General features: G+C 60.0%; 23 protein-coding genes. 12 read left to right on the top strand and 11 right to left on the bottom strand.

The window, feature by feature from the left end:
• Positions 1 to 2: 2 nt before the first annotated feature.
• The 3 genes from clpB to rluD form a co-directional block, all read right to left on the bottom strand.
• Positions 3 to 2,567 carry an ATP-dependent chaperone ClpB gene (gene clpB / locus FFS62_RS00695; RefSeq protein WP_137970903.1) on the bottom strand — a complete coding sequence of 855 codons (2,565 nt, stop codon included), beginning with the start codon at positions 2,565 to 2,567 and terminating at the stop codon, positions 3 to 5.
• A gap of 121 nt (positions 2,568 to 2,688) precedes the next feature.
• A complete protein-coding gene (gene pgeF / locus FFS62_RS00690; protein ID WP_137970902.1) occupies positions 2,689 to 3,423 on the bottom strand; it encodes a peptidoglycan editing factor PgeF in 735 nt (244 codons plus the stop codon).
• Positions 3,407 to 4,378: a 23S rRNA pseudouridine(1911/1915/1917) synthase RluD gene (gene rluD, locus FFS62_RS00685; RefSeq protein WP_137970901.1), complete on the bottom strand. Its 972-nt coding sequence runs from the start codon at positions 4,376 to 4,378 to the stop codon at positions 3,407 to 3,409. The genes pgeF and rluD overlap by 17 nt, the downstream gene beginning before the upstream one ends.
• Before the next feature lie 147 nt (positions 4,379 to 4,525).
• On the opposite strand from rluD, the gene FFS62_RS00680 reads away from it, so the two are divergent.
• The 4 genes from FFS62_RS00680 to FFS62_RS00665 all read left to right on the top strand — a co-directional run bounded on the left by FFS62_RS00680 (position 4,526) and on the right by FFS62_RS00665 (position 8,857).
• On the top strand, positions 4,526 to 5,551 hold the full coding sequence (locus FFS62_RS00680) for an outer membrane protein assembly factor BamD (protein ID WP_137970900.1): 1,026 nt from the start codon (positions 4,526 to 4,528) through the stop codon (positions 5,549 to 5,551).
• Between the two features lie 146 nt (positions 5,552 to 5,697).
• Positions 5,698 to 5,925, top strand: a complete 228-nt coding sequence (locus FFS62_RS00675) for a PP0621 family protein (protein WP_137970899.1) — start codon at positions 5,698 to 5,700, stop codon at positions 5,923 to 5,925.
• Positions 5,922 to 7,514, top strand: a complete 1,593-nt coding sequence (locus FFS62_RS00670; protein ID WP_137970898.1) for a PAS domain-containing sensor histidine kinase — start codon at positions 5,922 to 5,924, stop codon at positions 7,512 to 7,514. The genes FFS62_RS00675 and FFS62_RS00670 overlap by 4 nt, the downstream gene beginning before the upstream one ends.
• Before the next feature lie 2 nt (positions 7,515 to 7,516).
• Positions 7,517 to 8,857, top strand: a complete 1,341-nt coding sequence (locus FFS62_RS00665) for a sigma-54 dependent transcriptional regulator (protein ID WP_137970897.1) — start codon at positions 7,517 to 7,519, stop codon at positions 8,855 to 8,857.
• Here the strand turns inward: FFS62_RS00665 and thiO are convergent, their stop codons facing one another.
• Complete coding sequence (gene thiO, locus FFS62_RS00660; protein WP_137970896.1) at positions 8,858 to 9,964, bottom strand: glycine oxidase ThiO; 1,107 nt, start codon at positions 9,962 to 9,964, stop codon at positions 8,858 to 8,860.
• Positions 9,965 to 10,035: 71 nt separating this feature from the next.
• Between thiO and FFS62_RS00655 the strand changes: the two genes are divergently transcribed.
• The 7 genes from FFS62_RS00655 (at position 10,036) to FFS62_RS00625 (ending at position 17,371) form a co-directional block, all read left to right on the top strand.
• Positions 10,036 to 10,542: a GspH/FimT family pseudopilin gene (locus FFS62_RS00655; protein ID WP_137970895.1), complete on the top strand. Its 507-nt coding sequence runs from the start codon at positions 10,036 to 10,038 to the stop codon at positions 10,540 to 10,542.
• Between the two features lie 112 nt (positions 10,543 to 10,654).
• A complete protein-coding gene (locus tag FFS62_RS00650; RefSeq protein WP_137970894.1) occupies positions 10,655 to 11,140 on the top strand; it encodes a GspH/FimT family pseudopilin in 486 nt (161 codons plus the stop codon).
• Entirely contained in the window at positions 11,137 to 11,643 is a 507-nt protein-coding gene (gene pilV / locus FFS62_RS00645; protein ID WP_137970893.1) for a type IV pilus modification protein PilV, read from the top strand. Before FFS62_RS00650 ends, pilV begins: the two co-directional genes overlap by 4 nt.
• A gap of 2 nt (positions 11,644 to 11,645) precedes the next feature.
• Entirely contained in the window at positions 11,646 to 12,410 is a 765-nt protein-coding gene (locus FFS62_RS00640) for a PilW family protein (RefSeq protein WP_137970892.1), read from the top strand.
• Entirely contained in the window at positions 12,407 to 12,967 is a 561-nt protein-coding gene (locus tag FFS62_RS00635) for a PilX N-terminal domain-containing pilus assembly protein (RefSeq protein WP_256662096.1), read from the top strand. The genes FFS62_RS00640 and FFS62_RS00635 overlap by 4 nt, the downstream gene beginning before the upstream one ends.
• A 31-nt stretch (positions 12,968 to 12,998) precedes the next feature.
• Positions 12,999 to 16,943, top strand: a complete 3,945-nt coding sequence (locus tag FFS62_RS00630) for a pilus assembly protein (RefSeq protein WP_256662095.1) — start codon at positions 12,999 to 13,001, stop codon at positions 16,941 to 16,943.
• On the top strand, positions 16,940 to 17,371 hold the full coding sequence (locus FFS62_RS00625; protein WP_137970891.1) for a type IV pilin protein: 432 nt from the start codon (positions 16,940 to 16,942) through the stop codon (positions 17,369 to 17,371). Before FFS62_RS00630 ends, FFS62_RS00625 begins: the two co-directional genes overlap by 4 nt.
• 99 nt (positions 17,372 to 17,470) lie before the next feature.
• Here FFS62_RS00625 and ispH read toward each other — a convergent pair whose 3' ends face one another.
• The 6 genes from ispH to murJ all read right to left on the bottom strand — a co-directional run bounded on the left by ispH (position 17,471) and on the right by murJ (position 24,827).
• Positions 17,471 to 18,421 carry a 4-hydroxy-3-methylbut-2-enyl diphosphate reductase gene (ispH, locus tag FFS62_RS00620; RefSeq protein WP_137970890.1) on the bottom strand — a complete coding sequence of 317 codons (951 nt, stop codon included), beginning with the start codon at positions 18,419 to 18,421 and terminating at the stop codon, positions 17,471 to 17,473.
• 62 nt (positions 18,422 to 18,483) lie between these two features.
• Positions 18,484 to 18,921 (bottom strand): peptidylprolyl isomerase, encoded by a 438-nt coding sequence (locus FFS62_RS00615; RefSeq protein ID WP_137970889.1) that lies wholly within the window; start codon positions 18,919 to 18,921, stop codon positions 18,484 to 18,486.
• Entirely contained in the window at positions 18,914 to 19,423 is a 510-nt protein-coding gene (gene lspA, locus FFS62_RS00610; protein WP_137970888.1) for a signal peptidase II, read from the bottom strand. The genes FFS62_RS00615 and lspA overlap by 8 nt, the downstream gene beginning before the upstream one ends.
• Positions 19,416 to 22,247 carry an isoleucine--tRNA ligase gene (ileS, locus tag FFS62_RS00605; RefSeq protein ID WP_137970887.1) on the bottom strand — a complete coding sequence of 944 codons (2,832 nt, stop codon included), beginning with the start codon at positions 22,245 to 22,247 and terminating at the stop codon, positions 19,416 to 19,418. The genes lspA and ileS overlap by 8 nt, the downstream gene beginning before the upstream one ends.
• A 14-nt stretch (positions 22,248 to 22,261) precedes the next feature.
• Positions 22,262 to 23,200, bottom strand: a complete 939-nt coding sequence (ribF, locus tag FFS62_RS00600) for a bifunctional riboflavin kinase/FAD synthetase (RefSeq protein ID WP_137970886.1) — start codon at positions 23,198 to 23,200, stop codon at positions 22,262 to 22,264.
• An 82-nt stretch (positions 23,201 to 23,282) separates the two neighbouring features.
• Complete coding sequence (gene murJ / locus FFS62_RS00595; RefSeq protein WP_137970885.1) at positions 23,283 to 24,827, bottom strand: murein biosynthesis integral membrane protein MurJ; 1,545 nt, start codon at positions 24,825 to 24,827, stop codon at positions 23,283 to 23,285.
• A gap of 182 nt (positions 24,828 to 25,009) precedes the next feature.
• On the opposite strand from murJ, the gene rpsT reads away from it, so the two are divergent.
• Entirely contained in the window at positions 25,010 to 25,282 is a 273-nt protein-coding gene (gene rpsT, locus FFS62_RS00590; protein ID WP_068829169.1) for a 30S ribosomal protein S20, read from the top strand.
• A 99-nt stretch (positions 25,283 to 25,381) separates the two neighbouring features.
• Here the strand turns inward: rpsT and FFS62_RS00585 are convergent, their stop codons facing one another.
• Positions 25,382 to 25,843, bottom strand: coding sequence for a CreA family protein (locus FFS62_RS00585; RefSeq protein ID WP_137970884.1), 462 nt, complete (start codon positions 25,841 to 25,843; stop codon positions 25,382 to 25,384).
• Between the last annotated feature and the right edge of the window lie 2 nt (positions 25,844 to 25,845).

Here is a 25,845-nt window from a genome sequence, read left to right as displayed (position 1 = left end):
ACTCAGGCGAAGACGATCTCGTCGCCCTCGACCCGTGCCTGGATCGCCATGCCGGGCAGGAAGCTGCCGGCCAGGATCTGCTGCGCCAACGGGTTCTCGATCCAGCGCTGGATGGCCCGCTTCAGCGGCCGCGCGCCGTATACCGGATCGAAACCGACCGACACCAGCTTGTCCAGCGCCTCGGCGGACAGCTCCAGGCTCAGCTCGCGCTCGGCCAGGCGCTGACGCAGGCGCGCCAGCTGGATCTCGGCGATGCCGGCGATCTGCTCGCGGCCCAGCGGCTCGAACACCACCACCTCATCGATGCGGTTGACGAACTCCGGGCGGAAGTGGCTGCTCACCGCATCCAGCACCGCCGCGCGTTGCGCCTCGCGGTCGCCGACCAGCTCCTGGATCTGCGCCGAGCCGAGGTTGGAGGTCATCACCACCACGGCGTTGCGGAAGTCCACGGTGCGCCCCTGGCTGTCGGTCAGGCGACCGTCTTCCAGCACCTGCAGCAGCACGTTGAACACGTCCGGATGGGCCTTCTCCACCTCGTCCAGGAGGATCACCGAGTAGGGCTTGCGGCGCACCGCCTCGGTCAGATAGCCACCCTCCTCGTAGCCCACGTAACCGGGCGGTGCGCCGATCAGACGCGCGACGGAATGTTTCTCCATGAACTCGGACATGTCGATGCGCACCATGGCCTCCTCGGTGTCGAAGAGGAACTCGGCCAGCGCCTTGCACAGCTCGGTCTTGCCCACCCCGGTGGGGCCGAGGAAGAGGAAGGAGCCACTGGGGCGATTCGGGTCGGACAGCCCAGCGCGGGAACGCCGTACGGCGTTGGCCACCGCCACCACCGCCTCGTGCTGGCCGATCACCCGCTTGTGCAGGTCATCCTCCATGCGCAGCAGCTTCTCGCGTTCGCCCTCGAGCATCTTGGCCACCGGGATGCCGGTCCACTTGGACACCACCTCGGCGATCTCCTCGTCGGTGACCTTGTTGCGCAGCAGCTGGTTCTCGCTCTTGCCGTGCTGGTCGACCATCTGCAGGCTGCGCTCCAGATCGGGAATGATGCCGTACTGCAGCTCGGCCATGCGCTGCAGGTCGGACCGGCGCCGCGCCGCCTCGAGGTCGGCCTTGGCCTGCTCGATCTTCTGCTGGATCTGCGCCGAGCCTTGCACCTCGGCCTTCTCCGACTTCCAGATCTCTTCCAGATCGGCGTATTCCAGCTCCAGCTTGGCGATGTCGTCCTGCAGCTTCTCCAGGCGTTTCTTGGTCGCCTCGTCGTCCTCCTTCTTCAGCGCCTCGCGCTCGATCTTCAGCTGGATCAGGCGACGCTCCAGGCGATCCAGGGCCTCAGGCTTGGAGTCGATCTCCATGCGGATGCGGCTGGCGGCCTCGTCGATCAGGTCGATGGCCTTGTCCGGCAACTGGCGATCGGTGATGTAGCGATGGCTGAGCTTGGCCGCGGCGATGATCGCGCCGTCGGTGATGGTCACCCCGTGGTGCACCTCGTAGCGCTCCTTGAGGCCGCGCAGGATGGCGATGGTGTCTTCCTCGCTCGGCTCGTCCACCAGCACCTTCTGGAAGCGCCGCTCCAGGGCGGCATCCTTCTCGATGTACTGGCGGTATTCATCCAGGGTGGTGGCGCCGACGCAGTGCAGCTCGCCACGGGCCAGAGCCGGCTTGAGCATGTTGCCGGCGTCCATCGCGCCTTCGGCCTTGCCGGCGCCGACCATGGTGTGCAGCTCGTCGATGAACAGGATGATCCGTCCTTCCTGCTTGCCCAGCTCGTTGAGCACTGCCTTCAGGCGCTCCTCGAACTCGCCGCGGAACTTGGCGCCGGCGATCAGCGAGCCCATATCCAGGGCCAGCAGGCGTTTGTCCTTCAGTCCATCCGGCACTTCGCCATTGATGATGCGCTGAGCCAGGCCCTCGGCGATGGCGGTCTTGCCGACGCCGGGCTCGCCGATCAGCACCGGGTTGTTCTTGGTACGCCGCTGCAGAACCTGGATGGTGCGACGAATCTCGTCGTCACGGCCGATCACCGGGTCCAGCCGACCTTCCTCGGCACGCTTGGTCAGGTCGACGCAGTACTTGTCCAGGGCCTGGCGCGACTCCTCGACATTGGGGTCGTTGACCGCCTGGCCGCCGCGCAGGTTGGCGATGGCATTTTCCAGGGCCTTCTTCGACACGCCCTGGGACAGCAGCAACTTGCCCAGCTTGGTGTTCTCGTCCATGGCGGCCAGCAGCACCAGCTCGCTGGAGATGAACTGGTCGCCCTTCTGCTGGGCCAGGCGGTCGGCCTGGTTGAGCAGGCGCGCCAGGTCCTGCGACAGGTTCACGTCGCCGGTGGGGTTCTGGATCTTGGGCAGGCCGTCCAGCTCCTTGGCCAGGGCCTTGCGCAGGGCGCCGACATCGAAGCCGACCTGCATCAGCAGCGGCTTGATCGAGCCGCCCTGCTGATCCAGCAGGGCCTGCATCAGATGCAGCGGCTCGATGGCGGCATGGTCGAGGCCGACGGCCGTGGACTGGGCGTCGGACAGGGCAAGCTGAAGCTTGCTGGTGAGACGATCGATACGCATGAATTGTCCTTCCTTCAGAAAGCGGGCCGGAGCGCTGAACCGCTCCTCTGAGTGAAGCCCGGTATTGCTCTGTAGATAGGGACAGTTTCGGCCGATTCAAGCGCCAATTATTTGCTGCGAATCAATCGACCAGCCACACCAGCGAGGCGAAGCGCCCGGTGCGGGCGGCGCGGCGGTAGGAGAAGAAGCGCTCGTCGCCGACGGTACAGAGGCCGCCGCCATACACGGCGGTGACACCACGGGCCGCCAGACGGATGCGCGCCAGGGCATAGATGTCGGCCATGTATTTGCCAGGGTTGCGGCTGGAGCCGAAGGCGCACTCGGCCTCGGCATGCTGGGATACGAACGCCTCGCGCACTTCCGGACCGACCTCGAAGGCCTGGGGACCGATGGCCGGACCCAGCCAGACCAAGACCTCGGATGGCTCGACGGCCAGGGCATCCAGGGTATTTTCCAGCACGCCATTTGCCAGCCCGCGCCAGCCGGCATGGGCTGCCGCCACGCGAGTACCGGCACGGTCGCAGAACAGCGCCGGCAGGCAGTCGGCGGTCAGCACGGAACAGGCGATGCCCGGCGTGGCACTCCAGCTGGCGTCGGCGACGGGTACGTGGGCAGGGTCGGCTTCGACCACGTCGGGGCTGTGCACCTGCCTCAGCCAGGCCGGCTGGCAATCCAGGCGCTCGACCAGCAGACGGCGGTTGTCGGCCACGGCCTGCGGATCATCCTCGACGTGATCGCCGAGGTTGAGGCTGTCGAAGGGCTGCAGGCTGATGCCACCGGCTCTCGTGGTGACACAGGCACGGACGTTGGCCGGGGCCGACCAGTCCGGCAGCAGCCAGTCAGACGAAGGATTCATTGTCCTGGCGCAGCAGCGAGAGCATCCACACCAGATCTTCCGGCAGCGGCGAGACCCACTTCATGCGCTGCCCGGTGGCGGGGTGCTCCAGCTCCAGGAAGCGCGCGTGCAGGGCCTGGCGCGGGAACTCCTTGAGGGTCTGCACCAGAGTCGGGCTGGCCGCCGGCGGAATGCGGAAGCGCCCGGCATACAGCGGGTCGCCGATCAGCGGGTAGCCGACATGGGTCATGTGCACGCGAATCTGGTGGGTACGGCCGGTCTCCAGCTTGACCCGCACATGGGTGTGCGAGCGGAAACGCTCCAGCACCCGGTAGTGGGTCACGGCCGGCTTGCCGCCATCGATCACCGCCATGCGCTGGCGATTGGCCGAGCTGCGACCGATCGGCGCGTCGACGGTGGCACCGGAGGTGATCACGCCGATGCAGATGCATTCGTAGATGCGGCTGACCGTGCGCTTCTGCAGCTGGTCGACCAGCTTGGTCTGCGCCTGCAGGGTCTTGGCCACCACCATCAGGCCGGTGGTGTCCTTGTCCAGGCGATGGACGATGCCGGCGCGCGGCACGTTGATGATGTCCGGCACATGGTGCAGAAGGGCGTTGAGCAGGGTGCCATCGGCATGCCCGGCAGCCGGGTGGACCACCAAGCCGGCCGGCTTGTCGATCACCAGGATGTGCTCGTCCTCGTAGACGATGTTCAGCGGGATGTCCTGGGCCACCCATTCGCCCTGAGCCTCCTGCTCGGCCTCCAGGCTGAGCACGGCGCCGCTGTGGACGGTGTCACGCGGGCGCAGCACGGCGCCATCAACGGTCAGGCGGCCGTCCTTGATCCAGGTCGACAGGCGCGAACGCGAGTACTCGTCGAACAGCTGGGCGGCGACCTGGTCGAGGCGCTGACCACCGAGGTAGGACGGCACTTCGGCGGTGAGTTGGATGAGCTGATCGGAATCTTCGGACATGGGCTGCTGCGGAGGGCGGTGCGGCTTTTGGTTTCGGCGGCACGCTGTGGTTAAATACGGCGTCTTTGTCCCGGCGTTTTCCGGGGCGCTCATCATAACAGGACGGTCGAGGCCTAGACAGCCGCCGTCACAGGGACGCAAGCCACCATGCAAGTGAAACACCTGCTGCTGATCGCCACCCTCGCCTTCGTTGCCGCGTGCTCCTCCAACAAGCCGGAAGTGGATGAGAACCTGAGCGAGACCGAGCTCTACCAGCAGGCCCAGAAAGATCTCAGCAGCAACAGCTACAACAATGCCATCGCCAAGCTGAAGGCCCTGGAGTCCCGCTACCCGTTCGGCCGTTACGCCGAGCAGGCCCAGCTCGAGCTGATCTACGCCTACTACAAGAACGTCGAGCCGGAGGCCGCCAAGTCCGCCGCCGAACGCTTCATCCGCCTGCACCCGCAGCACGCCAACGTCGACTACGCCTACTACCTCAAGGGCCTGGCCTCGTTCGACCAGGACCGCGGCCTGATCGCCCGCTTCATCCCGCTGGACCTGACCAAGCGCGACCCGGGCGCCGCCCGCGACTCGTACAACGAGTTCGCCCAGCTCACCAGCCGCTACCCCAACAGCCTCTACGCGCCGGACGCCAAGGCGCGCATGGTCTACCTGCGCAACCTGCTGGCCGCCTACGAGATCCACGCCGGTCGCTACTACCTGACCCGTCAGGCCTATGTCGCCGCTGCCAACCGCGGCCGCTATGTGGTGGAAAACTTCCAGGAAACCCCCGCCGTCGGCGACGGCCTGGCCCTGATGGTCGAGGCCTACCAGCGCCTGGAGCTGAACGATCTGGCCGCCACCAGCCTGGAAACCCTGAAACTGAACTACCCGGACCACCCGACCCTGGTCGACGGCCAGTTCGTGCCCCTGGAAGAGGAAGCGGACAACCGCTCCTGGCTGGCCAAGGCCACTCTGGGTCTGATCGAATCCGACGCACCGCTGCCGCCGGGCGAGACCCGCGCCAGCCAGGACGTGATTCGCCAGTACGAGGAAGCCCAGGAAGATATCCCGGACGAACTGCAGCCGGAGAACCAGGGTGAAGAAGCCCAGGAAGACCTGGAGAGCGAAGCGGAAGGCAACAGCGACGACCGCTCCTGGTTCAGCTACATGACTTTCGGCCTGTTCGACTGAGCCGCCAGCGCGACACGAGAAGGGAGGCCTGGCCTCCCTTTTTTATGCCTGCGCCCCGCGTAACGGTGCACGATAGGAGCGTTTTCCTGCTGCGCCACCAGCGGCTCCTTGGCTAAACTGCCAGCCTGCCAACGAGAGAGCAAACCATGTTCCGTCTGCTGTTCTGGGCCGCCGTGATCGCCGCCGCCGTCTGGCTGTGGCGCCGCTTCAATCGCCCCGCCGCCCCAGCGGCAAAGCCAGATGAAGATCAGCCGGCGCCGATGGTGCGCTGCGCCCAGTGCGGCGTGCATGTGCCTCGCGACAAGGCGCTACCTCAAGAGCAGCTCTGGTATTGCAGCCAGGCCCACCTGAAGCAGGGGCAGCCCCGGCAGTGAGCGCAGAGCACCTGACTCTCGACGGCATCCCCGGCCGGCGGATACTGCGGCTGTACAACCTGTACCGGGTCGCCCTCGGCCTGGCGCTGGTTCTGCTGATCTCCAGCAACCTGGACAGCGAGCTACTGGAGCTGGCGCATGTGCAGCTGTTCCGCTACGGCAGCTGGGCGTACCTGATAGTCAACGTCCTGATAACGGTGCTGATGCAGCGCCCCAAGCACCTGATTCAGGTGTTTGGCCTGGCACTGTTCGACGTACTCCTGCTCTGCGCGTTGTTCTACTCGGCGGGTGGTACTCCCAGCGGCATCGGCAACTTGCTGATCGTCGCGGTGGCGATTGCCAATATCCTGCTCCGCGGAAGAGTCGGCCTGCTGATCGCTGCCGTCGCTGCCATCGGCATGCTCGCCCTGACCTTCTATCTGAGCCTGCATCGCCCCGCTGCTGGCGCCCAGTTCGTTCAGGCTGGCGCGCTAGGTGCGCTCTGTTTTGCCGCAGCGATTTTTCTCCAAGGCCTCAGTCAACGCCTGCAACAGAGCGAAAACCTGGCCGAACAACGGGCAGTCGATGTCGCCAGCCTCGAAGCGCTCAACTCGCTGATTCTGCAACGAATGCGCACCGGCATCCTGGTGCTGGACAAGCAGCACAAGGTGTTACTGGCCAATCAGGGCGCCCTCGGCATGCTCGGCCGCAGCAGGCTGGAAAACAAAGTGTTGGACCCGCATTGCCCGGACCTGGTCCAGCGCCTGCAACAGTGGCAGCACAATCCGACCCTGCGCCCACAGAGCCTGCAGGCGATAGCCGACGGACCTTTGCTGCAACCCAGTTTTATCCCCCTACACAGGGGCGATGAGCTGCACACATTGATCTTCCTCGACGATATCTCGCAGGTCACCCAGCAGGCGCAGCAGCTCAAGCTTGCGTCCCTAGGCAGACTGACAGCCGGCATCGCCCACGAGATCCGCAACCCGCTGGGCGCCATCAGCCACGCCGCGCAGCTGTTGCAGGAGTCGGAAGACCTGGAGGAGCCTGATCGGCGTCTGGCCCAGATCATCCAGGATCATTCGCGGCGGATGAACATGGTGATCGAGAACGTATTGCAGCTCTCGCGACGCCGCCAGGCCGAGCCGCAACTGCTTGACCTGAAATACTGGCTACATCGCTTCGCCAGCGAATTCCGTAACTCGGCGCGCCTGGATCAGACCCTGCACTTGGAAACCAGTAGCGGCAGCCTGCAGACCCGCATGGACCCACACCAACTGACTCAGGTGTTGACCAACCTGGTGCAGAACGGTCTGCGTTATAGCGCCCAAAGCCATCAATTGGGCCAGGTGTGGCTTAAGCTCTATCGCGACGCCGAGAGCGACCTGCCTACGCTGGAGGTGCTGGACGATGGCCCAGGTGTCCCCACCGAGCAGTTGCAGCATATCTTCGAGCCGTTCTACACCACCGACAACAAGGGCACCGGCCTGGGCCTGTATATTTCCCGCGAGCTTTGCGAAAGCAACCAGGCCCGCCTCGACTACAAACCTCGCGAGGGTGGTGGCAGTTGCTTCCGCATCACCTTCGCCCATCCACGCAAGCTGAGCTGAACATGAGCACCCGGCAGAGAGCCCTGATCGTCGACGACGAGCCCGATATCCGCGAACTCCTGGAAATTACCCTGGGCCGTATGAAGCTCGACACGCGCAGCGCACGCAACGTCAAAGAGGCGAAGGAGTGGCTAGCTCGCGAGCCATTCGATCTGTGCCTGACCGATATGCGCCTGCCCGACGGCACCGGACTGGAGCTGGTGCAGCATATCCAGCAGCGCCACGCGCAAGTTCCGGTGGCGATGATCACCGCCTATGGCAGCCTGGATACTGCAATCAACGCGCTCAAGGCCGGCGCCTTCGACTTCCTGACCAAACCCGTCGATCTCGGCCGCCTGCGTGAACTGGTGGCCACCGCGCTGCGCCTGCGTAGCGGTGAGCACGAAGAGGGGCCGGTCGATACCCGCCTGCTCGGCGATTCGCCACCGATGAAGGCCTTGCGCAACCAGATCCAGAAACTCGCGCGCAGCCAGGCTCCTGTCTATATCAGCGGCGAGTCCGGCAGCGGCAAGGAACTGGTGGCCCGCCTGATCCATGAGCAAGGGCCGCGCAGCGAAAAGCCCTTCGTACCGGTCAACTGCGGCGCCATCCCCTCGGAGCTGATGGAGAGTGAGTTCTTCGGTCACAAGAAGGGCAGCTTCACCGGAGCTATCGAGGATAAACAGGGACTCTTCCAGGCCGCCGACGGTGGCACGCTGTTCCTCGACGAAGTCGCTGATCTGCCCCTAGCCATGCAGGTCAAGCTGCTGCGCGCCATCCAGGAAAAGGCCGTGCGCGCCGTCGGCGGCCAGCAGGAAGTGGTGGTAGATGTACGCATCCTCTGCGCCACTCACAAGGATCTGGCGGCAGAGGTCGCTGCCGGACGCTTCCGCCAGGACTTGTTCTACCGACTTAACGTTATCGAGCTGCGCGTGCCCCCACTGCGCGAGCGCCGCGAAGATATTCCGCTGCTGGCTGAAACCATGCTGCGCCGACTATCCGAAGGCAGTGGCCTAGCAGCCGCGACCATCACCGAGGACGCTCTGGACAAACTCAAGTGCTACCGCTTCCCTGGTAACGTGCGCGAGCTGGAGAACATGCTGGAGCGCGCCTATACCCTGTGCGAGAACGACCAAATACAGGCAATCGACCTGCGCTTGGCAGATGCAACTCCAGCCACAGAAGGCAGTGAAGCTTCACTATCACAGGTCGACAATCTTGAGGACTATCTAGAGGAGATAGAGCGCAGGCTGATCATGCAAGCACTAGAAGAAACTCGCTGGAATCGTACCGCAGCAGCCCAACGCTTAGGGCTGACGTTCCGCTCGATGCGTTATCGCCTAAAAAAGCTCGGGATCGACTGATCAATAGCCCAATCTTGCAGGCGAGTATGGCGCCGGATCAATTATCGGTTTACGGCTCATCATCAGATCAATCAACAACCGGCAGGATGCTGGCGCAAGAACCAAGCCATTCCGATAATGACCGCAATTGAGCCATAGGCCGGGGTACTCTGAAATTTCACCTATGAATGGAATCCCATCTGGGGAACCAGGACGCAGGCCAGCCCAATGACCCACCAAATCGGCATCAGCCAGTGCGGGTAATATCCCTTCGGCAGAATCCTTTAGGCTTGCCAGCGCCTCCATGGTAGGCGCCTTGTCGAAACCGACGTATTCAAGCGTGCTGCCTACAAGAACATGGCCATCTTGACGAGGAATGACATAACGCCCCCTAGCTAAAACCATGGTTGACAAGAAGCTCTCTGAACATTTGTAAAGAAGCATCTGCCCCTTAACCGGCCCAACGGGTAAATGAAACCCCAACGCCTCCATCAAAGAACCGCTCCAAGCTCCTGCAGCCAAAATAACTCGATCAGCCAGCAATCGCCCCCCATCGGCGATTACCCCTCGAACCCGGCCGCTTTCGAATACGAAACCACTAACAGATAACTGTTCGCGCAGAACAACATTGGCCCTGGCCTTCAGAAAAATCCTTAAAGCTTGAAGAAGGCGAGGATTTCTGACATTTGCTACATCCTCAGAGTACAAGGCGCGCTCAAATCCCCTCCCTATCTGTGGAACAGCCTCAACAACAGCAGCGCCTCCCAACTGAACCAAGGGCTTACCCCAGTGTTGAGCCCATGAAACAGCAGCAGGCTCATCTTCAAGGTCAAGCCAGTAAAGACCAGTGCGACACAGCTGAGAGTCCACACCCGTATAGGCAAAAAGCCGGCGCGCTAATTCTGGATAATAATCTTGGGACCAGTTGGCTAACGCAGTGATAGCCGGGCTATAGCGCCAAGGAAAGAGAGGGGAAACAATGCCCCCACCCGCCCAAGAAGCCTCCCCTCCAAGCTTCCCTCTATCAAGCAGCGTGACCTGCCCCCCTTCTTCCGCCAACAAGGCGGCAGTCATCAATCCGATAACCCCTCCCCCGACAACAATTAACCTCTCCACACAATTCTCCATTGCCAAACTCTCGATGCCGGTCTAAACCAACTGATGCCAGGAAGGCAGCAATGTAATGAAGGGACCACGCCATGAGATCAAAAACTCAGCAGGCATTCAGCTTGCTAGATCTACTTTGCGCAATTGTAATTGCTTCGATACTGCTTGGGCTCGCGATTCCGGCGCTAAGCAGCTTCATAGAGAAAAATCAGCAAGAATCCCTGCGAGACAGCTTGCATGCGGCTGTCAATTTTGCCCGCATGCAGGCCGTCCTCCGAAAGCAAGCAGTGGATCTGTGTGCAACCAGCGACGGCCATCGCTGCAACAATCGCTGGCAGGATGGCTGGATGTCAAAGCTAAGCAACGCGCAGAATTCCCTACTCAATCTCACCAAGAAAATGGATAGCAGCCAAGTCTACTGGGCTGGCTTCGAAAAACGCCTACGCTTCTACCCCAATGGGACCAGCCCCACTAGCAACGGACGCTTTTATCAATGCTCAAGCAACGGCATTGCCTGGCAACTCATCATCAATCGCCAAGGTAGAGTTAGACATGCCACGCAAGCCGAGAACCTCGACATGTCAAGCAGATGCCCATAGCAGCGAATTGAGACGACCAGTCATCCGCCGGGGCACACCAGCCGTCCAGCCAGAGGGGACTCACATGGAGAGTTACTGGATGATCACGGTAAGTTAATCCGAGGAGTTTGCTATGTCGCGACTTAAAGGCATGAGGGGATTCAGCCTGATAGAACTGATGGTTGCCATAGCCTTGCTGAGCATCGCTGCAGGAATTGCCATCCCTAACCTGGCCCGCATGGTCCGTAATGGCCAACTTGAATCACAAGCTCAAACACTGGGCAGCCTTCTACAATTCGCACGAAGCGAAGCCGTGATTCGCCGAACGCCCGTAACCATCAGCGCCGCTTCAAACACGTGGACGGTTAGCACTGCCAGCGAAACCTTACGCCGCGAGGAGTTTACTGATGCGCAGGTGACCATCAGTAGCACCCTTTCCCCCATTTCTCTGGCGTTTACTTCGAGCGGCTCGGCCTCGGCGGCATCATTCATTCTCTGCCGCGACAATGAATCGGAGTTTGCCTACCTGCTCACCGTTCAACCTAGCGGGGGCATTCGACTGCACCAGCGCGGCAAAGACGCTGACGACCTTACTAATTTAGGGGACTGCACACCATGACTACAAGCCGCAGCACTGGCTTCACACTGATTGAGATCATGGTAACCCTGATACTAATGACAATCGGGATGCTTGGATTGGTTGCCATGCAAGGAAGAAGTATTCAATACACTACTGACTCAACTCAGAGAAACAACGCCGTCCTGTTAGCTAATGAGCTTATGGAAATGATCCGAGCCAATCCGACTCAGGCAAACCTATATCTTTTCAACCAATTGCCCGCCGCGGGTGCATGCGACACCAATGTTGCGATAGCAAGCAGCAACGTGGCCCAACAGCTAACTTGCTGGAGTAACAAGGCCCGCCTGTTACTGCCTGATACGACCACCCTCGCCAATCAGTTCTATACCTGCCGCTCCTTGACCCCTGGAACCTGTGCAGCCGGATCTGCCATAGAAATTCAGATAGTTTGGCGGGCTACCGGGGATGGATGCCTGGATGCGTCGGTTGCCGCTGGCGGCGATACCAGCATTTGCCGTCTACGTCTGCGCGGAGAGATTTAAGCATGAACAAGCAAGGCGGTATTTCACTAATTGAGCTCATGGTTGCAATGCTTATAAGCGTCTTCCTGCTCCTCGGCGTTACCCAAGTTTATTTGGACAACAAAGAAAGTTATCTTTTCCAGCAAAATCAGGGAAGCAACGTAGAAAATGCAAGATTTTCTATCCTTATATTGGAACAGGAGCTATCTAAAACCGGATACCGGCGCCGTCCTGACGAAACGATGGAAACAGCATTCCCCAAGGACGATGCCTCTTGCGGCGGACTAAGTGCCGGACAAGTATCGAAAAAAATAAGCGACACGTCATTTTGCATTCGTTACCAAGCAGCCTTCCCCAACACCAGAGGCTGTGACGGCAATCTTGCCACTAATATCCCAAACACCCCCTACGTTTCAAGAAGCGGAAGCAACCCTCCTCCAATAATAACAGAAACGTTCAAAATGGAGGACAAGGACCCCAGCGACGGTGACACCGCCATGCAATTAACCTGCAACGGCGAAGTCATTGCATCAAACATTCAGTCCTTGAGCTTCGAGTATGGTGTGAATGACAATGACGAAAAAGCCGTTAAAGAATATACAAAAAATCCTACAGCTACGGCCAATATTAGAGCCGTCAAGTTCTCGGTACTAACCGCAAGCGCACGAGATATAACCAAGGAAGCAGGCAGTGCGGTTTACGAATATTGGTTCAACACCGCCCCAACTGACAAAAAGCTTTACACGATGCTTTCTACCAGTTCTAGCATGAGGAACCTTATGCCATGAAACAATCACTCCCCATGCACTGGCACTTTCCCAAAACACAGCAGGGGGTCAGCCTAGTTGTTGCTCTCGTCTTCTTATTGATCATTACCATGCTAGCCATCTCCAACATGCGTGAGGTTACCCTCGAAACCCGCATCACAAGCAACATGGTAGAAAACAAACAACTCTTGAGCACCGCAGACTCTGCCGTAAGAGACGGAGAAAGAAGGACTGTCGAGAGGGGCCCGCAAGAACCTACCAGCGACTGCAACGGTATTGAACTGAAAAAGCTCTGCTTACTCGACAGAGTCCCAGGCTATGCAGTCAACCGCACTCAAGTCCAAGCTTACTCACCTAACGACGGCACGCAACTACCAGGTGCTGTCCAGTGGTATGCCCAAGTCGCCCCAGGGGGTGACGCCTTAGGTGAAAGCGAGAACCCAGAATACGGAAATATGCTTTTGGGAATTGGAGTATTTAGATACGAGATTAACGGAATGGCTACGGCAAACAACATTGAATCAGCCATCCGCACAACTGTTGCACTGAATTCCAAGGGCCTTATCGAGAGCAACTGACTCGACCACGTCTATTCTTAGGAGCCATTTTATGTATCACTTCAAGAACTCGGGCTTCTGGCTGAGCACTCTCGGCTTTTGCGCTTACCTCTCTGGCACACTTCAGGCAGGCGCAGCAGTACTCAATATAAGCCAGAAGCCTCTCATCTTGAGCGAGACGGTTGCACCCAACTTACTACTCACTATTGACGACTCCGGCAGTATGCGCTGGGCCTTTGTTCCCGATAACATCAACGGAACAGGAGCTACCCGCCGTTCAAAGTCTGCCGCATTTAACCCCATGTATTACAACCCAGAGGTAACTTATCGCATACCCACGCGATATGACTCCAGTGGTAATACATCTAGCACGCCCTACACAACAGGGTTTTCCGCCGCCTTTAACAATGGATTTAACAGCGCACGCGGCAGCTTTAACCTATCTAATGACTATCGTGTTTCATGGACTTACGACCCGCGCAGCACCCTAGACCCCAGCACTACTTACACATACAACAACACGGCAAATGCTTTTGCAGCAAATGCCACCCTTGATTTTTATTACACCAGCGGTACGTTCTCAGGCCCAACCACAAACGGCAGCTCACAGAACAAAAGTATTTCTGGCGTGGATTTCACTGTAACAAGAACAAGCGGTGGCTGCACCGTAAGTGTTTCGTCAACTCTTCCCCCAGCCTTAAGCGGCCTTACAGCCAGCTGCAGCCGCAGCAGCAACAACTACACTGTAGTTATTGATGGGCGCCAGGTTGGCCGCCCCGCTTACTACTACACTCGAGATACCACACTCAATAACTGTACAGCTACCGACAAGACGGATGAGGACTGCTATAAACTGGTCTTCGTGTCTAGTTCGTCTGGCAAAATCCGCCTCGACGACAGCGCAGCCGGTGCTGATGAGCGCAAAAATTTTGCAATCTGGTACTCATTCTATCGCAACCGCGCCCTAGCAACCCAGAGCGCAGCCCAGATTGCATTCGCCAGCCTTCCGCCAGAAATTCGTTTGACTTGGCAGAACCTCACCAACTGCACAACTTTCACGGGCAGCGACACTACCAACTGCCAAGACAACCGCTTCAGGGAATACTCCACCGCTCATCGCGGGCGTCTTATGGCTTGGCTACAGGATCCGCCTTTCAACGGAAGCACTCCACTTCGTCCGGCCATGCGCCGCGCAGGAGAGTTCTTCAAGAGTGCCGTCGCCTGGCAGAAATATCCTAACAACAGTGCCCAGAACAATACGACGGCGAATACCTACTCTTGCCGTCCCAGCTATCACATCTTAATGACCGATGGTATCTGGAACCAAGGCTTCGACGCGCCTTCCGACACGTTCCGGCACGACGCAGCTAATTTCACGATGTCTGACGGGACTGTTTATAACGGTACCCGCGCTCCCTTCACAGACGCAACAACTCAGACACTTGCAGACTTGGCCATGCATTACTGGGCAACAGATCTGAACAGTGGCTTGGCCAATGGTCTGCAACCTTATTATCCTTTCAAAAGCAACGACACCACTGCGAACTACTGGGATCCGCGTAATGACCCTGCTACTTGGCAGCACATGGTCAATTTCACCATGAGCCTGGGCCTGAGCAGCGCGCTGAACCAAACAAACCGCGAGTGGGACCCCACCCTAGGTACATTTGGAGGCAATGGGTATAACAACTTCCGCAACGGAACCCAAAACTGGCCGGCAGCAAGTGCCGATAGCGCAAACAACCCCTATGATCTCTGGCACGCAGCCATCAACTCACGCGGAGAGTTCTTCAGCGTTGACAGCCCGGATGAATTGGTTCGTGCATTCCAAGAAATTCTGAACCGAATTGCTGATCGAACAACATCCGCTGCACGCCCCGCTGTGTCAGCATCTTTTGTGTCTGATACAGACAGCAGCAAGATCCAAAGTAATGTCTATGCGACCCAATTCAATAGCCAGGATTGGAGCGGCGAGCTCATTAAAACGCTGATTGACGCCTCTGGAGCCCAAACCATCCAGTGGAAAGCGCAAGCCGTTAATCAATCCATAAACCCAGGTACTCGTGTCGTCAAAATTGCTGACACCACCAACATCCCAACCAAGATGAAAGATTTCACTTGGAGTAATTTGAGCTTAGCGCAGAAGAACATGCTGAACGTGGACCCTGAAAGCCTAGTTGGCGCCTCGGACAACAAAGGAGAAGCACGTGTTTCCTATGTTCGAGGTGAGCGCAGCAATGAGGGGGTTACTAGTCCGGCGTTTCGCTCTCGCAGCACAGTACTCGGAGACATTATTAACTCCAGCCCTGTTGTGGTAGGGACACCTGGATATCTAGCCTATCTCGCCGACCGAATCGAAAACCCTGAAAAACGCGCCAATTACAAAAGCTACCGCTCATTTAAAGCTGCGAATAAGAAGGGACTCCGCAAGGAGATGATATATGTTGGCGGTAACGACGGTATGTTGCATGGATTTAATGCAACCACTGGAAAGGAAGAGTTCGCCTTCATCCCCTCGGAGGTCATCAAAAACCTCCATCGTTTGACCGGCCAAAACTACACCGGAGCGGCACACCAATATTTCGTGGATGGCTCCCCTGTTGTCCGAGACGTATACTTTGGCGATGATGATGGTTGGCACACCGTGCTGATTGGCACCTTGCGAGCCGGCGGCCGGTCTATTTTTGCACTAGACATCACAGACCCCAACGCAATCAAATTGCTGTGGGAAATTGACTCTAGCTCCCAGGCAGATCTTGGCTACACCTTTGCTCAACCTGAGATTGCGCGTCTCCATACCGGACAGTGGGGCGTTCTGATGGGGAATGGCTATAACAGCACGAACGATAGAGCAGCCCTTTTCGTTATCGATATAAAAAGTGGTGCAGTGCTGAGCAAATTGGTCACACCTGATGTAGTTGAGGCAGGAAATATCCTTCCCAATGGGCTCTCCAGCGTGCGAGGCGCGGACAACAATGGCGACGGTTTGGTCGATTACGCTTACGCCGGAGATCTGCAGGGCAATGTATGGCGCTTTGATCTAGTACCGACGGTTGCCGGCGCAATTACCGGTGACCCATTTGACCGCGACTCCATCAGCGCCAATGTAACAGACTTCAAAATCTCCTATGGCAATACACCCATCTTCACCGCCAAAGACTCTAAAACCGGGCAACTCAAGCGCCAGGCGATCACTATTCAGCCTTCGCTAGTTCGCCACCCCAGTTCAGTTGGTTATATAGTTCTATTCGGAACAGGCAAATACATCGAAAACAGTGATGCTAACGTTGACACTAGTCGCGCCATGACACTCTACGGAGTTTGGGATCGCAAAACCAAGAGGCAACAGACCTCTGCCAGCACGACCAAGGCGACTGAGCGAACTGGGAGACTTCAGACTCAACAGTTTACCCAGCAAGTCGATGGCGCGGTCATAGGAGAAAATGGAAAGACCGCAATTAACGATATTAGGATCCTGAGCCAGAATCCCGTTAAGTGGTTCAAAGACTACAACGCCAGCAATCCAAACGCCCCGGAAAACGACATAAATAACGACGCATCTGTCAATATGTGGGGATGGGCGCTCGATATGGCAGTGGAGAGCTCGGGAACACAGCTGCTTACTGGCGAGATGATCATTAACAACATGGCAGCGCGAGGGAGAACTCTCTTCCTCAGTAGCCTGACGCCTAACCAAGATCCTTGCCAGGCAGGTGCAGACACATGGTTCTATGGCGTCGACGCGCATACTGGAGGACGAACCAAGTATAATATTCTTGACTTGAATAATGATAAAACGGTGGACACCAAAGATGCTTACGGCTCTGACAAAAAGGTAGTCTCAGGCGTGCGCTTCCCCGCAACCGGCGGATTTACTTTGGCCCCTAACAATCAAGTTTATGGTAGTGATGGTGCAGCCGACCCAGCGACTATAGGTGACGACCCAAACAGTAATGGCCGGCAGAGCTGGCACATAGTTCCCGAGGAATACCAATGAACAAGAGATCAGCATCCGGCTTCACCCTCATAGAGGTAATGATGGTGATCGGGATAATTGGAATTCTTGCCGCAATTGCGATACCCAACTACACGGAGTATCTGAATCGCAGCAAAAGATCTGAGGGCAAGGCACTACTTATAGAGATTGCCGCTCGGCAGGAGCGCTTTTACGCACAGAACACTAGATATGTCACAGACAGCGCCAACATTGCGCAGCTCGCTATGCATAAAACTAGCGGCACCGTAGTATCGTCGGAAAATGGTTATTACGAAGTTACTGTAAGTACTTCTGCTGGAGATGGTGGCTACACCTTGACCGCAACCCAAAAAATCGGTGACGTCGGATGCGGTAACCTCACAATAAATGCACTTGGGGTAAAAGGGAGATCGGGATCAGGGAAAACAGTTGAGGAATGCTGGAAATAGCCCTCGCTGAAGCTTAAAAAAACCGGCCTTAGGCCGGTTTTTTCTCAGATGCATATGGAAATCTTGTTTAACGAGCATCACTGACAGCGAAGTGCTCCACTAGGGCTCCAGTTGCTTAACACGCAATTCCTTCGGCATAGAGAAGATTACGTTTTCCGGCCGACCATTCAATTCCTCCGCCCCGACTGCACCCCATTGGCGCAGCTGTTCAACCACCCCCCGAACCAGCACCTCTGGCGCAGAAGCGCCAGCGGTAATGCCGATACGCGGCTTGCCGTCGAACCACGCCTGCGTAAGGTCTTCCGCCCCATCGATCAGATAAGCCGGCGTACCGATACGCTCCGCCAACTCCCGCAAGCGGTTGGAATTGGAGCTATTCGGGCTCCCCACCACCAACACCACATCGCACTCCGCCGCCAATTGCTTCACCGCATCCTGGCGGTTCTGGGTGGCGTAGCAGATGTCGTCCTTGCGCGGCCCACCGATGCTGGGGAACTTGGCGCGCAGGGCGTCGATGACCTTGCTGGTGTCGTCCATCGACAGGGTGGTCTGGGTGACGAAGGCCAGCGTCTGCGGGTCGCGCACTTCGAGTGCGGCTACGTCTTCTTCGTCTTCCACCAGATAGATTGCACCACCGTTGCGGTCGTCGTACTGGCCCATGGTGCCTTCGACTTCCGGGTGGCCTTCGTGGCCGATGAGGATGCACTCGCGGCCGTCGCGGCTGTAGCGCGCGACTTCCATGTGCACCTTGGTCACCAGCGGACAGGTGGCGTCGAACACCTTGAGGCCGCGGCGCTCGGCTTCCTGGCGCACGGCCTGGGAGACGCCGTGGGCACTGAAGATGACGATGGTGTTGTCCGGCACCTGGTCCAGCTCTTCGACGAATACGGCGCCACGGGCACGCAGATCCTCGACCACGAACTTGTTGTGCACCACTTCGTGACGCACGTAGATCGGTGCACCGAACACTTCCAGGGCGCGGTTGACGATCTCGATGGCGCGATCGACGCCGGCGCAGAAGCCGCGGGGGTTGGCGAGTTTGATTTGCATGCTGGGTATCTCGGCGCGCGCTGAAAGCGATGGGGAGAGTGTACGCCCCTCCCGGAGAGGGGTCAGGCCTGACGGACTTCGATGATTTCCACGTCGAAGCTCAGGGTCTTGCCGGCCAGGGGATGGTTGAAGTCGACGGTCACCTGCGCGTCGTCGAACGCCTTGACCACGCCCGGCAGCTCGGCATTGGCGGCATCATTGAAGATCACCAGCAGCCCCTCGGACAGCTCCATGCCGGCGAACTGGCTGCGCGGCATGACCTGCACGTTCTGCGGATTGGGCTGACCGAAGGCGTTCTCCGGTTCGATCTGCAGGCTGCGCTTGTCGCCGGCCTTGAAGCCGTAGAGCGCGACCTCGAAGCCCGGCAACAGGTTGCCATCACCCACCTTGAAGGTGGCCGGCTGCTTGTCGAAGGTGCTGTCGACCACATCGCCGTTGGCCAGTTTGAGGGCGAAATGCAGGGTGACTTCCTTGTCCGGGCCAATGCGTAGCTCAGTCATGGGCAGGCTCTCCGGACTTCTTGCTCTTGAACATATCCAGCGCCAGCATCACGGCGCCGACGGTAATGCCGCTGTCGGCCAGGTTGAAGGCCGGGAAATGGTGGCGGTCCTGCCAGTGCACCAGGATGAAGTCGACCACATGGCCGAGCACGATACGGTCGTACAGGTTGCCCAACGCGCCGCCCAGCACCATAGCCAGCGCAATGGCCAGCCAGGTCTCGTCGCTCTTGAGGCGCTTCATCCACACCACCAGCACAGCACTGACGCCGAATGCGATTGCTGCGAACAGCCAGCGTTGCCAGCCGGACTCAGCGGCCAGGAAGCTGAAAGCGGCGCCACGGTTATACAGATGGGTCCAATCGAAGTAGCCATCGATCACGGTGACCCGCTGCCCGTACTCCAGCACCTGCAGCACGATCTGCTTGCTGCCCTGATCGAGGACGAACACCAGCACGGCCAGCCACAGCCAGGCCAGACGGCCGAAACGCGAGGCATCAGACATGCTTGCGTACCTCGCCAGCGCCTTCGATGTTGCTCACGCAACGCTCGCACAGCTCGGGGTGCGCGGCATTGCTGCCGACATCGGCGCGGAAGTGCCAGCAACGGCCGCACTTGGCGTGGGCCGATTTGACGATCTTCAGCTTCAGACCAGGAACCTCGGTGGCCACGGCATCGGCTGGCGCATCGGCCAGCGGCGCGACGGCGGCAGCGGAAGTGATCAGGGCGAAGCGCAGCTCGTCGTCGAGCTTGGTCAGGGACTGCTGCAGTGCCTCGTCGCCGTACAGAGTGACCTCGGCCTGCAGGTTGCCGCCAATGGCCTTGCTGTTACGCAGGTTCTCCAGCTCCTTGTTCACCGCGGCGCGCACGGCGGTGAGTTGCTCCCAGTAGGCACGATCCAGCTCGAAGCCTTCCGGCAGGCGATCGAGACCTGTGTACCAGGTGTTGAGCATGACCGATTCGTTGCGCTCGCCGGGCAGGAACGACCAGATCTCGTCGGCGGTGAAGGCCAGGATCGGTGCGATCCAGCGCACCAAGGCCTCGGCGATATGGTACTGCGCGCTCTGGCAGGAGCGGCGTGCCGCGCTATCAGCAGCGGTGGTGTACTGACGGTCCTTGATCACGTCCAGATAGAAGCCACCCAGCTCCTGCACGCAGAAGTTGTGCACCTTGGAGTAGACGTTCCAGAAGCGATATTCGCCGTAGGCCTCGATGACTTCGGCCTGCAGGCGCGCGGTGGCGTCCACGGCCCAGCGATCCAGGTCGAGCAGTTGCTCGGCCGGCAACAGGTGTTTGGCCGGGTCGAAATCGCCCAGGTTGGCCAGCAGGAAGCGCATGGTATTGCGGATACGCCGGTAGGCATCGGCGCTGCGCTGCAGGATGACCTTGGACACGGCCATCTCGCCCGAGTAATCGGTGGAGGCGACCCACAGGCGCATGATGTCGGCGCCCAGGCTGTCGTTGACCTCCTGCGGGGCGACGACGTTGCCGAGGGACTTGGACATCTTGCGACCGTTCTCGTCGACCACGAAACCGTGGGTCAGCAGCGCCTTGTACGGCGCGTGACCGTCGATGGCGCTACCGGTCAGCAACGAGGAGTGGAACCAGCCGCGGTGCTGGTCGGAACCTTCCAGGTACAGGTCGGCGCGCGGCCCCTGCTCGTGGCCCATGGGGTGCGAGCCACGCATCACGTGCCAGTGGGTGGTGCCGGAATCGAACCAGACATCCAGGGTGTCGCTGATCTTGTCGTACTGCGCAGCCTCGTCGCCGAGCAGCTCGGCGGCGTCGAGCTTGAACCAGGCCTCGATGCCTTGCTGTTCGACACGCTTGGCCACTTCTTCCATCAGCTCGACGGTGCGCGGGTGCAGCTCACCGCTGGCCTTGTCGAGGAAGAACGGGATCGGCACGCCCCAGTTGCGCTGACGCGAGATGCACCAGTCCGGGCGGCCGGCGATCATGCTGTGCAGGCGCGCCTGGCCCCAGGCCGGGACGAACTCGGTCTGCTCGATGGCGGACAGCGCACGCTCGCGCAGAGTGGCGCCCTGCTCCGGCGTCTTGTCCATGCCAACGAACCACTGCGCGGTGGCGCGGTAGATCAGCGGAGTCTTGTGACGCCAGCAGTGCATGTAGCTGTGCTGGATTGCTTCGTGCTTGAGCAGAGCGCCGACTTCGCCGAGCTTGGCGACGATGGCCGGGTTGGCCTTCCAGATGAACTGGCCACCGAAGAACGGCAGGTCGGCCACATACACCCCGTTGCTCTGCACCGGGCTGAGGATATCGTCGTTGTGCATGCCGTATTGCTTGCACGAACGGAAGTCGTCCTCGCCGTAGGCCGGGGCGGAGTGGACGATACCGGTACCGGCGCCCAGCTCGACGTACTCGGCCAGATAGACCGGAGCGAAACGCTCGTAGAACGGATGGCGGAAGCGGATATTCTCCAGCGCGGCACCGACAGCGGTGGCAACCACTTCACCCTGCAGGCCGTAGCGAGCCATGCAGCTCTCGACCAGCTCCTCGGCCAGCAGCAGCAACTTGTCGCCGACATCGACCAGAGCGTAGGTGAACTCCGGGTGCACGTTGAGCGCCTGGTTGGCCGGGATGGTCCAGGGCGTAGTGGTCCAGATGACGATGCTGGCCGGCTTGGCCAGTTCGCTCAGGCCGAAGGCGGCAGCCAGCTTGGCGGTGTCTTCGACGGCGAAGGCCGCGTCGATCGCATCGGACTTCTTGTCCTGATACTCGACCTCGGCCTCGGCCAGGGCCGAGCCGCAGTCGAAGCACCAGTTGACCGGCTTCAGGCCCTTGAACACGAAGCCCTGCTTGACCATCTCAGCCAGTGCGCGGATCTCGCCGGCCTCGTTGGCGAAGTCCATGGTCTTGTACGGATTGTTCCACTCACCCAGCACACCGAGGCGGATGAAGTCGGCCTTCTGCCCTTCGATCTGCTCGCCGGCATAGGTACGGCAGCGCTCGCGAGTCAGGTCGGACGGCTGGTTCTTGCCGAAGGTGGTCTCAACCTTGTGCTCGATCGGCAGGCCGTGGCAGTCCCAGCCCGGCACATAGGGGGCGTCGAAGCCGGCCAGGGTCTTGGAACGGGTGATCATGTCCTTGAGGATCTTGTTGACCGCGTGACCGATGTGGATGCTGCCGTTGGCGTAGGGCGGGCCGTCGTGCAGGACGAACTTCGGCCGGGTCTCGCCAAGCTTCCGCAGCTTCTGGTAAAGGCCAATACTGTCCCAGCGCGCCAGGGTCTCCGGCTCGCGCTGCGGCAGGCCGGCTTTCATCGGGAAGGCAGTATCCGGAAGGTTCAGCGTGGCTTTGTAGTCGGTCATCTCAGGCTCTTCGATCAATCAAGCGGTTGGCCAAGCCAGTAGGCCCGGGCGGCGGAGACATCCGCGTCTATCGCCGTCTTCAGCGCCTCCAGGGAGGCAAAACGCTGCTCATCACGCAGCTTGTGGTGGAACTCCACCGTCAAACGCTGGCCGTAGAGATCGCCAGCGTATTCCAGCAAATGCACTTCCAGATGCGGGCTGCCATCGCCAGCCACGGTCGGACGCTGACCGATGTTGGCCACGCCGTGGAAGCGGTGCCCCTCGTGCAGCGCAGTCACCAGAAACACCCCGCGCAGCGGCGGCTTGCGCCGCTTCAGCTGCACATTGGCAGTCGGCGTGCCGAGCTGGCGGGCCAGCTTCTGGCCATGCAACACACGGCCGGCCAGGGCATAGGGCCGCCCCAGCAGGCGCTCGGCCAGCTCCAGCTCGCCGGCCTGCAGGGCTTCACGAACACGGGTGCTGCTGACGCGCTCGCCGTCCAGCTCGACGGTCAGCGCCGCCTCGACACTGAAGCCATGCCGCTCGCCAGCCTGGACCAGAAAGGCGAAGTCACCGGAGCGACCGGCGCCGAAGCGGAAGTCGTCGCCGACCTCCAGATGCTTCACGTGCAGCCCGTCCACCAACACCTGACGCACGAACTCGTCGGCCGACAGTTCGCGCAGGCGACGGTTGAAGGCCAGGCACAGCACCCGGTCGACACCCTGGGCCGCGAGCAGCTCGAGCTTCTCGCGCAGACGGGTGAGACGGGCCGGCGCAGTGTCCGGGGCGAAGAATTCCCGCGGCTGCGGCTCGAAGATCACCACACAGCTCGGCACGCCCAGCTCGATGGCGCGCTCACGCAGGCGCGCCAGGATGGCCTGGTGACCACGGTGCACGCCATCGAAATTGCCGATGGTGGCAACGCATCCCTGGGTCAGGGGTAGCAGATTGTGGAGGCCTCGGACCAGCTGCATAGCGCACTTCTTGCTTACAAAGTGGTCGATTATACGCACAGGCGACTGGCGGCGACAGGCAGTGTGTCAGCCGCCTGGCGCGTCAGTGAATGGCGCGGCGGGCGAAGTCGCACGGGCGGAAGCCAAGCAACAGCAATATGCCGAAATAGGTCACCGCACCTGCCGCCACCAGCGCGCCCAGACGCAGCAGCCGCAGCAGCATGCCACCCTCTTCCCAGGCAGGCATATAGTGCATCACCAGCAACAGCACCGCCGTCATCGCCAGCACCGCCAGCACCAACTTGGCGAGGAACTTCAGCCAACCCGGCTGCGGCTGATACATCCGCTTGCTGCGCAGCTGCCAGTAGAGCAGCCCCGCGTTGAGGCAGGCGGCCAGACTGATGGCCAGCGCCAGCCCAGCGTGGCGCAGATCCAGACCGAAGACGAACAGCGCGTTCATCGCCTGGGTCGCCAGCAGGCTGACGATGGCGATGCGCACCGGGGTCTTAATGTTCTGCTGGGCGTAGAAGCCCGGCGCGAGGATCTTCACCAGGATCAGCGCGAGCAGGCCGACCGAGTAGGCGACCAGCGCCTGCTGGGTCATGGCCGAATCATGTGCAGTGAACTTGCCGTACTGGAACAGCGAAACGATCAGTGGCTCGGCGATGATCGCCAGCGCCAGGGTGCACGGCAGTACTAGCAGGAAGCACAAGCGCAGGCCCCAGTCGAGCAGCTTGGAATACTCCTCGCGATCGGCGCTGGCATAAGTTTTGGCCAGGGCCGGCAGCAGGATAGTGCCCAACGCCACGCCGAGCACGCCGGACGGCAGCTCCATCAGGCGATCCGCGTAGTACATCCAAGAAACCGAGCCCGCCACCAAGAAGGAAGCGAAAATGGTGTTGATGATCAGCGAGATCTGACTCACCGACACGCCGAAGATCGCCGGCCCCATCTGCTTCAGCACCCGCCATACGCCGGTATCGCGCAGGCTCAGGCGCGGCAGCACCAGCATGCCGGTCTTCTTCAGCGCCGGCAGCTGCCAGAGGAACTGCGCCAGGCCACCGACCAGCACCGCCCACCCCAGGGCCATGATCGGCGGATCGAAATACGGCGCGAGCCAGACGGTGAAGACGATCATGCTGACATTCAGCAGGGTCGGTACGAAGGCCGGCACCGAGAAGCGGTTCCAGGTGTTGAGCACCGCACCGACCAGCGACGACAGCGAGATCAGCAGGATATAGGGAAAGGTCACCCGCAGCAGGTCGACGGTCAGGGCGAAACGCTCCGGCTCGTCGGCGAAGCCTGGCGCACTGATCCAGACGATCCAGGGCGCGGCGAGAATGCCGAGCAAGGTCACCAGCGCTAGCACCAGGCTCAGCAGGCCGGCGATATAGGCCAGGAACGTGCGGGTCGCCTCCTCGCCCTGCTGGGTCTTGTACTCCGCCAGGATCGGCACGAAGGCCTGGGAGAACGCGCCTTCGGCAAAGATGCGCCGCAGCAGGTTCGGTAGCTTGAAGGCGACGACAAAGGCGTCTGATGCAACGCCGGCACCGAAGATGCGCGCGATGAGCGTGTCGCGAACGAAACCCAGCACGCGGGAAACCATGGTCAGGGAGCTGACAGCGGCCAGGGACTTGAGCAGATTCATGAAGTCTCGACGATCCGAAAGGCCGGCACGGGCAGCCGGCACATGAAGGCGAGGAGTGTAACCAGCCACCGCTGGTCAGACCAGCCAATCAAGGCACTTCCGCACTTGACAGGCGCGCGACGCATCGGCATGATTCGCGGCCTTATTTGTTGCTATCCCCCTAGTTTTCGAGGAGCTTGACGGTGGCCAATACACCTTCTGCCAAAAAACGCGCCAAACAGGCTGAGAAGCGTCGTAGCCATAACGCCAGCCTGCGCTCCATGGTCCGTACCTACATCAAGAACGTGGTCAAGGCTATCGACGCCAAAGACCTGGAAAAGGCTCAGACCGCCTACACCCTGGCTGTTCCGGTCATCGACCGCATGGCCGACAAGGGCATCATCCACAAGAACAAGGCTGCTCGCCACAAGAGCCGCCTGAACGGTCACATCAAGGCCCTGGCTACCGCCGCCTGATTGATCTGTTCTTGAAAAGACCGGCCTCAGGGCCGGTTTTTTATTGCCTGCGATTTTCGATAGGCATGAAAAAAGCCGGAGCTTGCTCCGGCTTTTTGCTTACTGCGCAGCCCAGGGCAGGATAGGAATGGCCGTCACCGCATTCTGCGGACTGCCCTCAATCACCCGATCGCTGTACACCAGATAGACCAGGGTATTGCGCTTCTCGTCGAAGAAACGCACCACCTGCATGGTCTTGAATACCAGCGAAGTGCGCTCCTTGAACACCTCCTCGCCATCCTTCAGCTTGCCGGTGAAGTGGATCGGCCCGACCTGGCGACAGGCAATGGACGCCTCGGCACGATCCTCCGCCAGACCCAGACCGCCCTTGACCCCACCGGTCTTGGCCCGCGACAGATAGCAGGTCACGCCCTCCACTTTCGGATCATCGAAGGCCTCGACCACAATCTTGTCGTTCGGACCGACCCACTTGAACACCGTGGAGACCTCACCGATCTCCTCCGCCTGCGCCACCAGTGGCAGCACCAGGCACGCAGCCAGCAATCCCTTCGCAATGCGCATCG

This window comes from Pseudomonas sp. F(2018), from assembly GCF_005508865.1.
In the GTDB taxonomy this organism is placed as follows: Bacteria; Pseudomonadota; Gammaproteobacteria; order Pseudomonadales; family Pseudomonadaceae; genus Aquipseudomonas.
The sequence above is the reverse complement of the archived record's forward strand: the minus strand, read 5'-3'. Positions and strand labels throughout refer to the sequence as shown.

Excerpts from the sequence above, each read along its gene's own strand:
- FFS62_RS00655 (WP_137970895.1), top strand. The coding sequence starts at position 10,036 with ATGAGATCAAAAACTCAGCAGGCATTCAGCTTGCTAGATCTACTTTGC.
- pilV (WP_137970893.1), top strand. The coding sequence starts at position 11,137 with ATGACTACAAGCCGCAGCACTGGCTTCACACTGATTGAGATCATGGTA.
- FFS62_RS00630 (WP_256662095.1), top strand. The coding sequence starts at position 12,999 with ATGTATCACTTCAAGAACTCGGGCTTCTGGCTGAGCACTCTCGGCTTT.
- ribF (WP_137970886.1), bottom strand. The coding sequence starts at position 23,200 with ATGCAGCTGGTCCGAGGCCTCCACAATCTGCTACCCCTGACCCAGGGA.
- FFS62_RS00635 (WP_256662096.1), top strand. The coding sequence starts at position 12,407 with ATGAAACAATCACTCCCCATGCACTGGCACTTTCCCAAAACACAGCAG.
- thiO (WP_137970896.1), bottom strand. The coding sequence starts at position 9,964 with ATGGAGAATTGTGTGGAGAGGTTAATTGTTGTCGGGGGAGGGGTTATC.
- lspA (WP_137970888.1), bottom strand. The coding sequence starts at position 19,423 with ATGTCTGATGCCTCGCGTTTCGGCCGTCTGGCCTGGCTGTGGCTGGCC.
- FFS62_RS00665 (WP_137970897.1), top strand. The coding sequence starts at position 7,517 with ATGAGCACCCGGCAGAGAGCCCTGATCGTCGACGACGAGCCCGATATC.
- ispH (WP_137970890.1), bottom strand. The coding sequence starts at position 18,421 with ATGCAAATCAAACTCGCCAACCCCCGCGGCTTCTGCGCCGGCGTCGAT.
- murJ (WP_137970885.1), bottom strand. The coding sequence starts at position 24,827 with ATGAATCTGCTCAAGTCCCTGGCCGCTGTCAGCTCCCTGACCATGGTT.
- pgeF (WP_137970902.1), bottom strand. The coding sequence starts at position 3,423 with ATGAATCCTTCGTCTGACTGGCTGCTGCCGGACTGGTCGGCCCCGGCC.
- FFS62_RS00615 (WP_137970889.1), bottom strand. The coding sequence starts at position 18,921 with ATGACTGAGCTACGCATTGGCCCGGACAAGGAAGTCACCCTGCATTTC.
- ileS (WP_137970887.1), bottom strand. The coding sequence starts at position 22,247 with ATGACCGACTACAAAGCCACGCTGAACCTTCCGGATACTGCCTTCCCG.
- FFS62_RS00585 (WP_137970884.1), bottom strand. The coding sequence starts at position 25,843 with ATGCGCATTGCGAAGGGATTGCTGGCTGCGTGCCTGGTGCTGCCACTG.
- FFS62_RS00625 (WP_137970891.1), top strand. The coding sequence starts at position 16,940 with ATGAACAAGAGATCAGCATCCGGCTTCACCCTCATAGAGGTAATGATG.
- rluD (WP_137970901.1), bottom strand. The coding sequence starts at position 4,378 with ATGTCCGAAGATTCCGATCAGCTCATCCAACTCACCGCCGAAGTGCCG.
- FFS62_RS00680 (WP_137970900.1), top strand. The coding sequence starts at position 4,526 with ATGCAAGTGAAACACCTGCTGCTGATCGCCACCCTCGCCTTCGTTGCC.
- FFS62_RS00675 (WP_137970899.1), top strand. The coding sequence starts at position 5,698 with ATGTTCCGTCTGCTGTTCTGGGCCGCCGTGATCGCCGCCGCCGTCTGG.
- FFS62_RS00640 (WP_137970892.1), top strand. The coding sequence starts at position 11,646 with ATGAACAAGCAAGGCGGTATTTCACTAATTGAGCTCATGGTTGCAATG.
- FFS62_RS00650 (WP_137970894.1), top strand. The coding sequence starts at position 10,655 with ATGTCGCGACTTAAAGGCATGAGGGGATTCAGCCTGATAGAACTGATG.
- clpB (WP_137970903.1), bottom strand. The coding sequence starts at position 2,567 with ATGCGTATCGATCGTCTCACCAGCAAGCTTCAGCTTGCCCTGTCCGAC.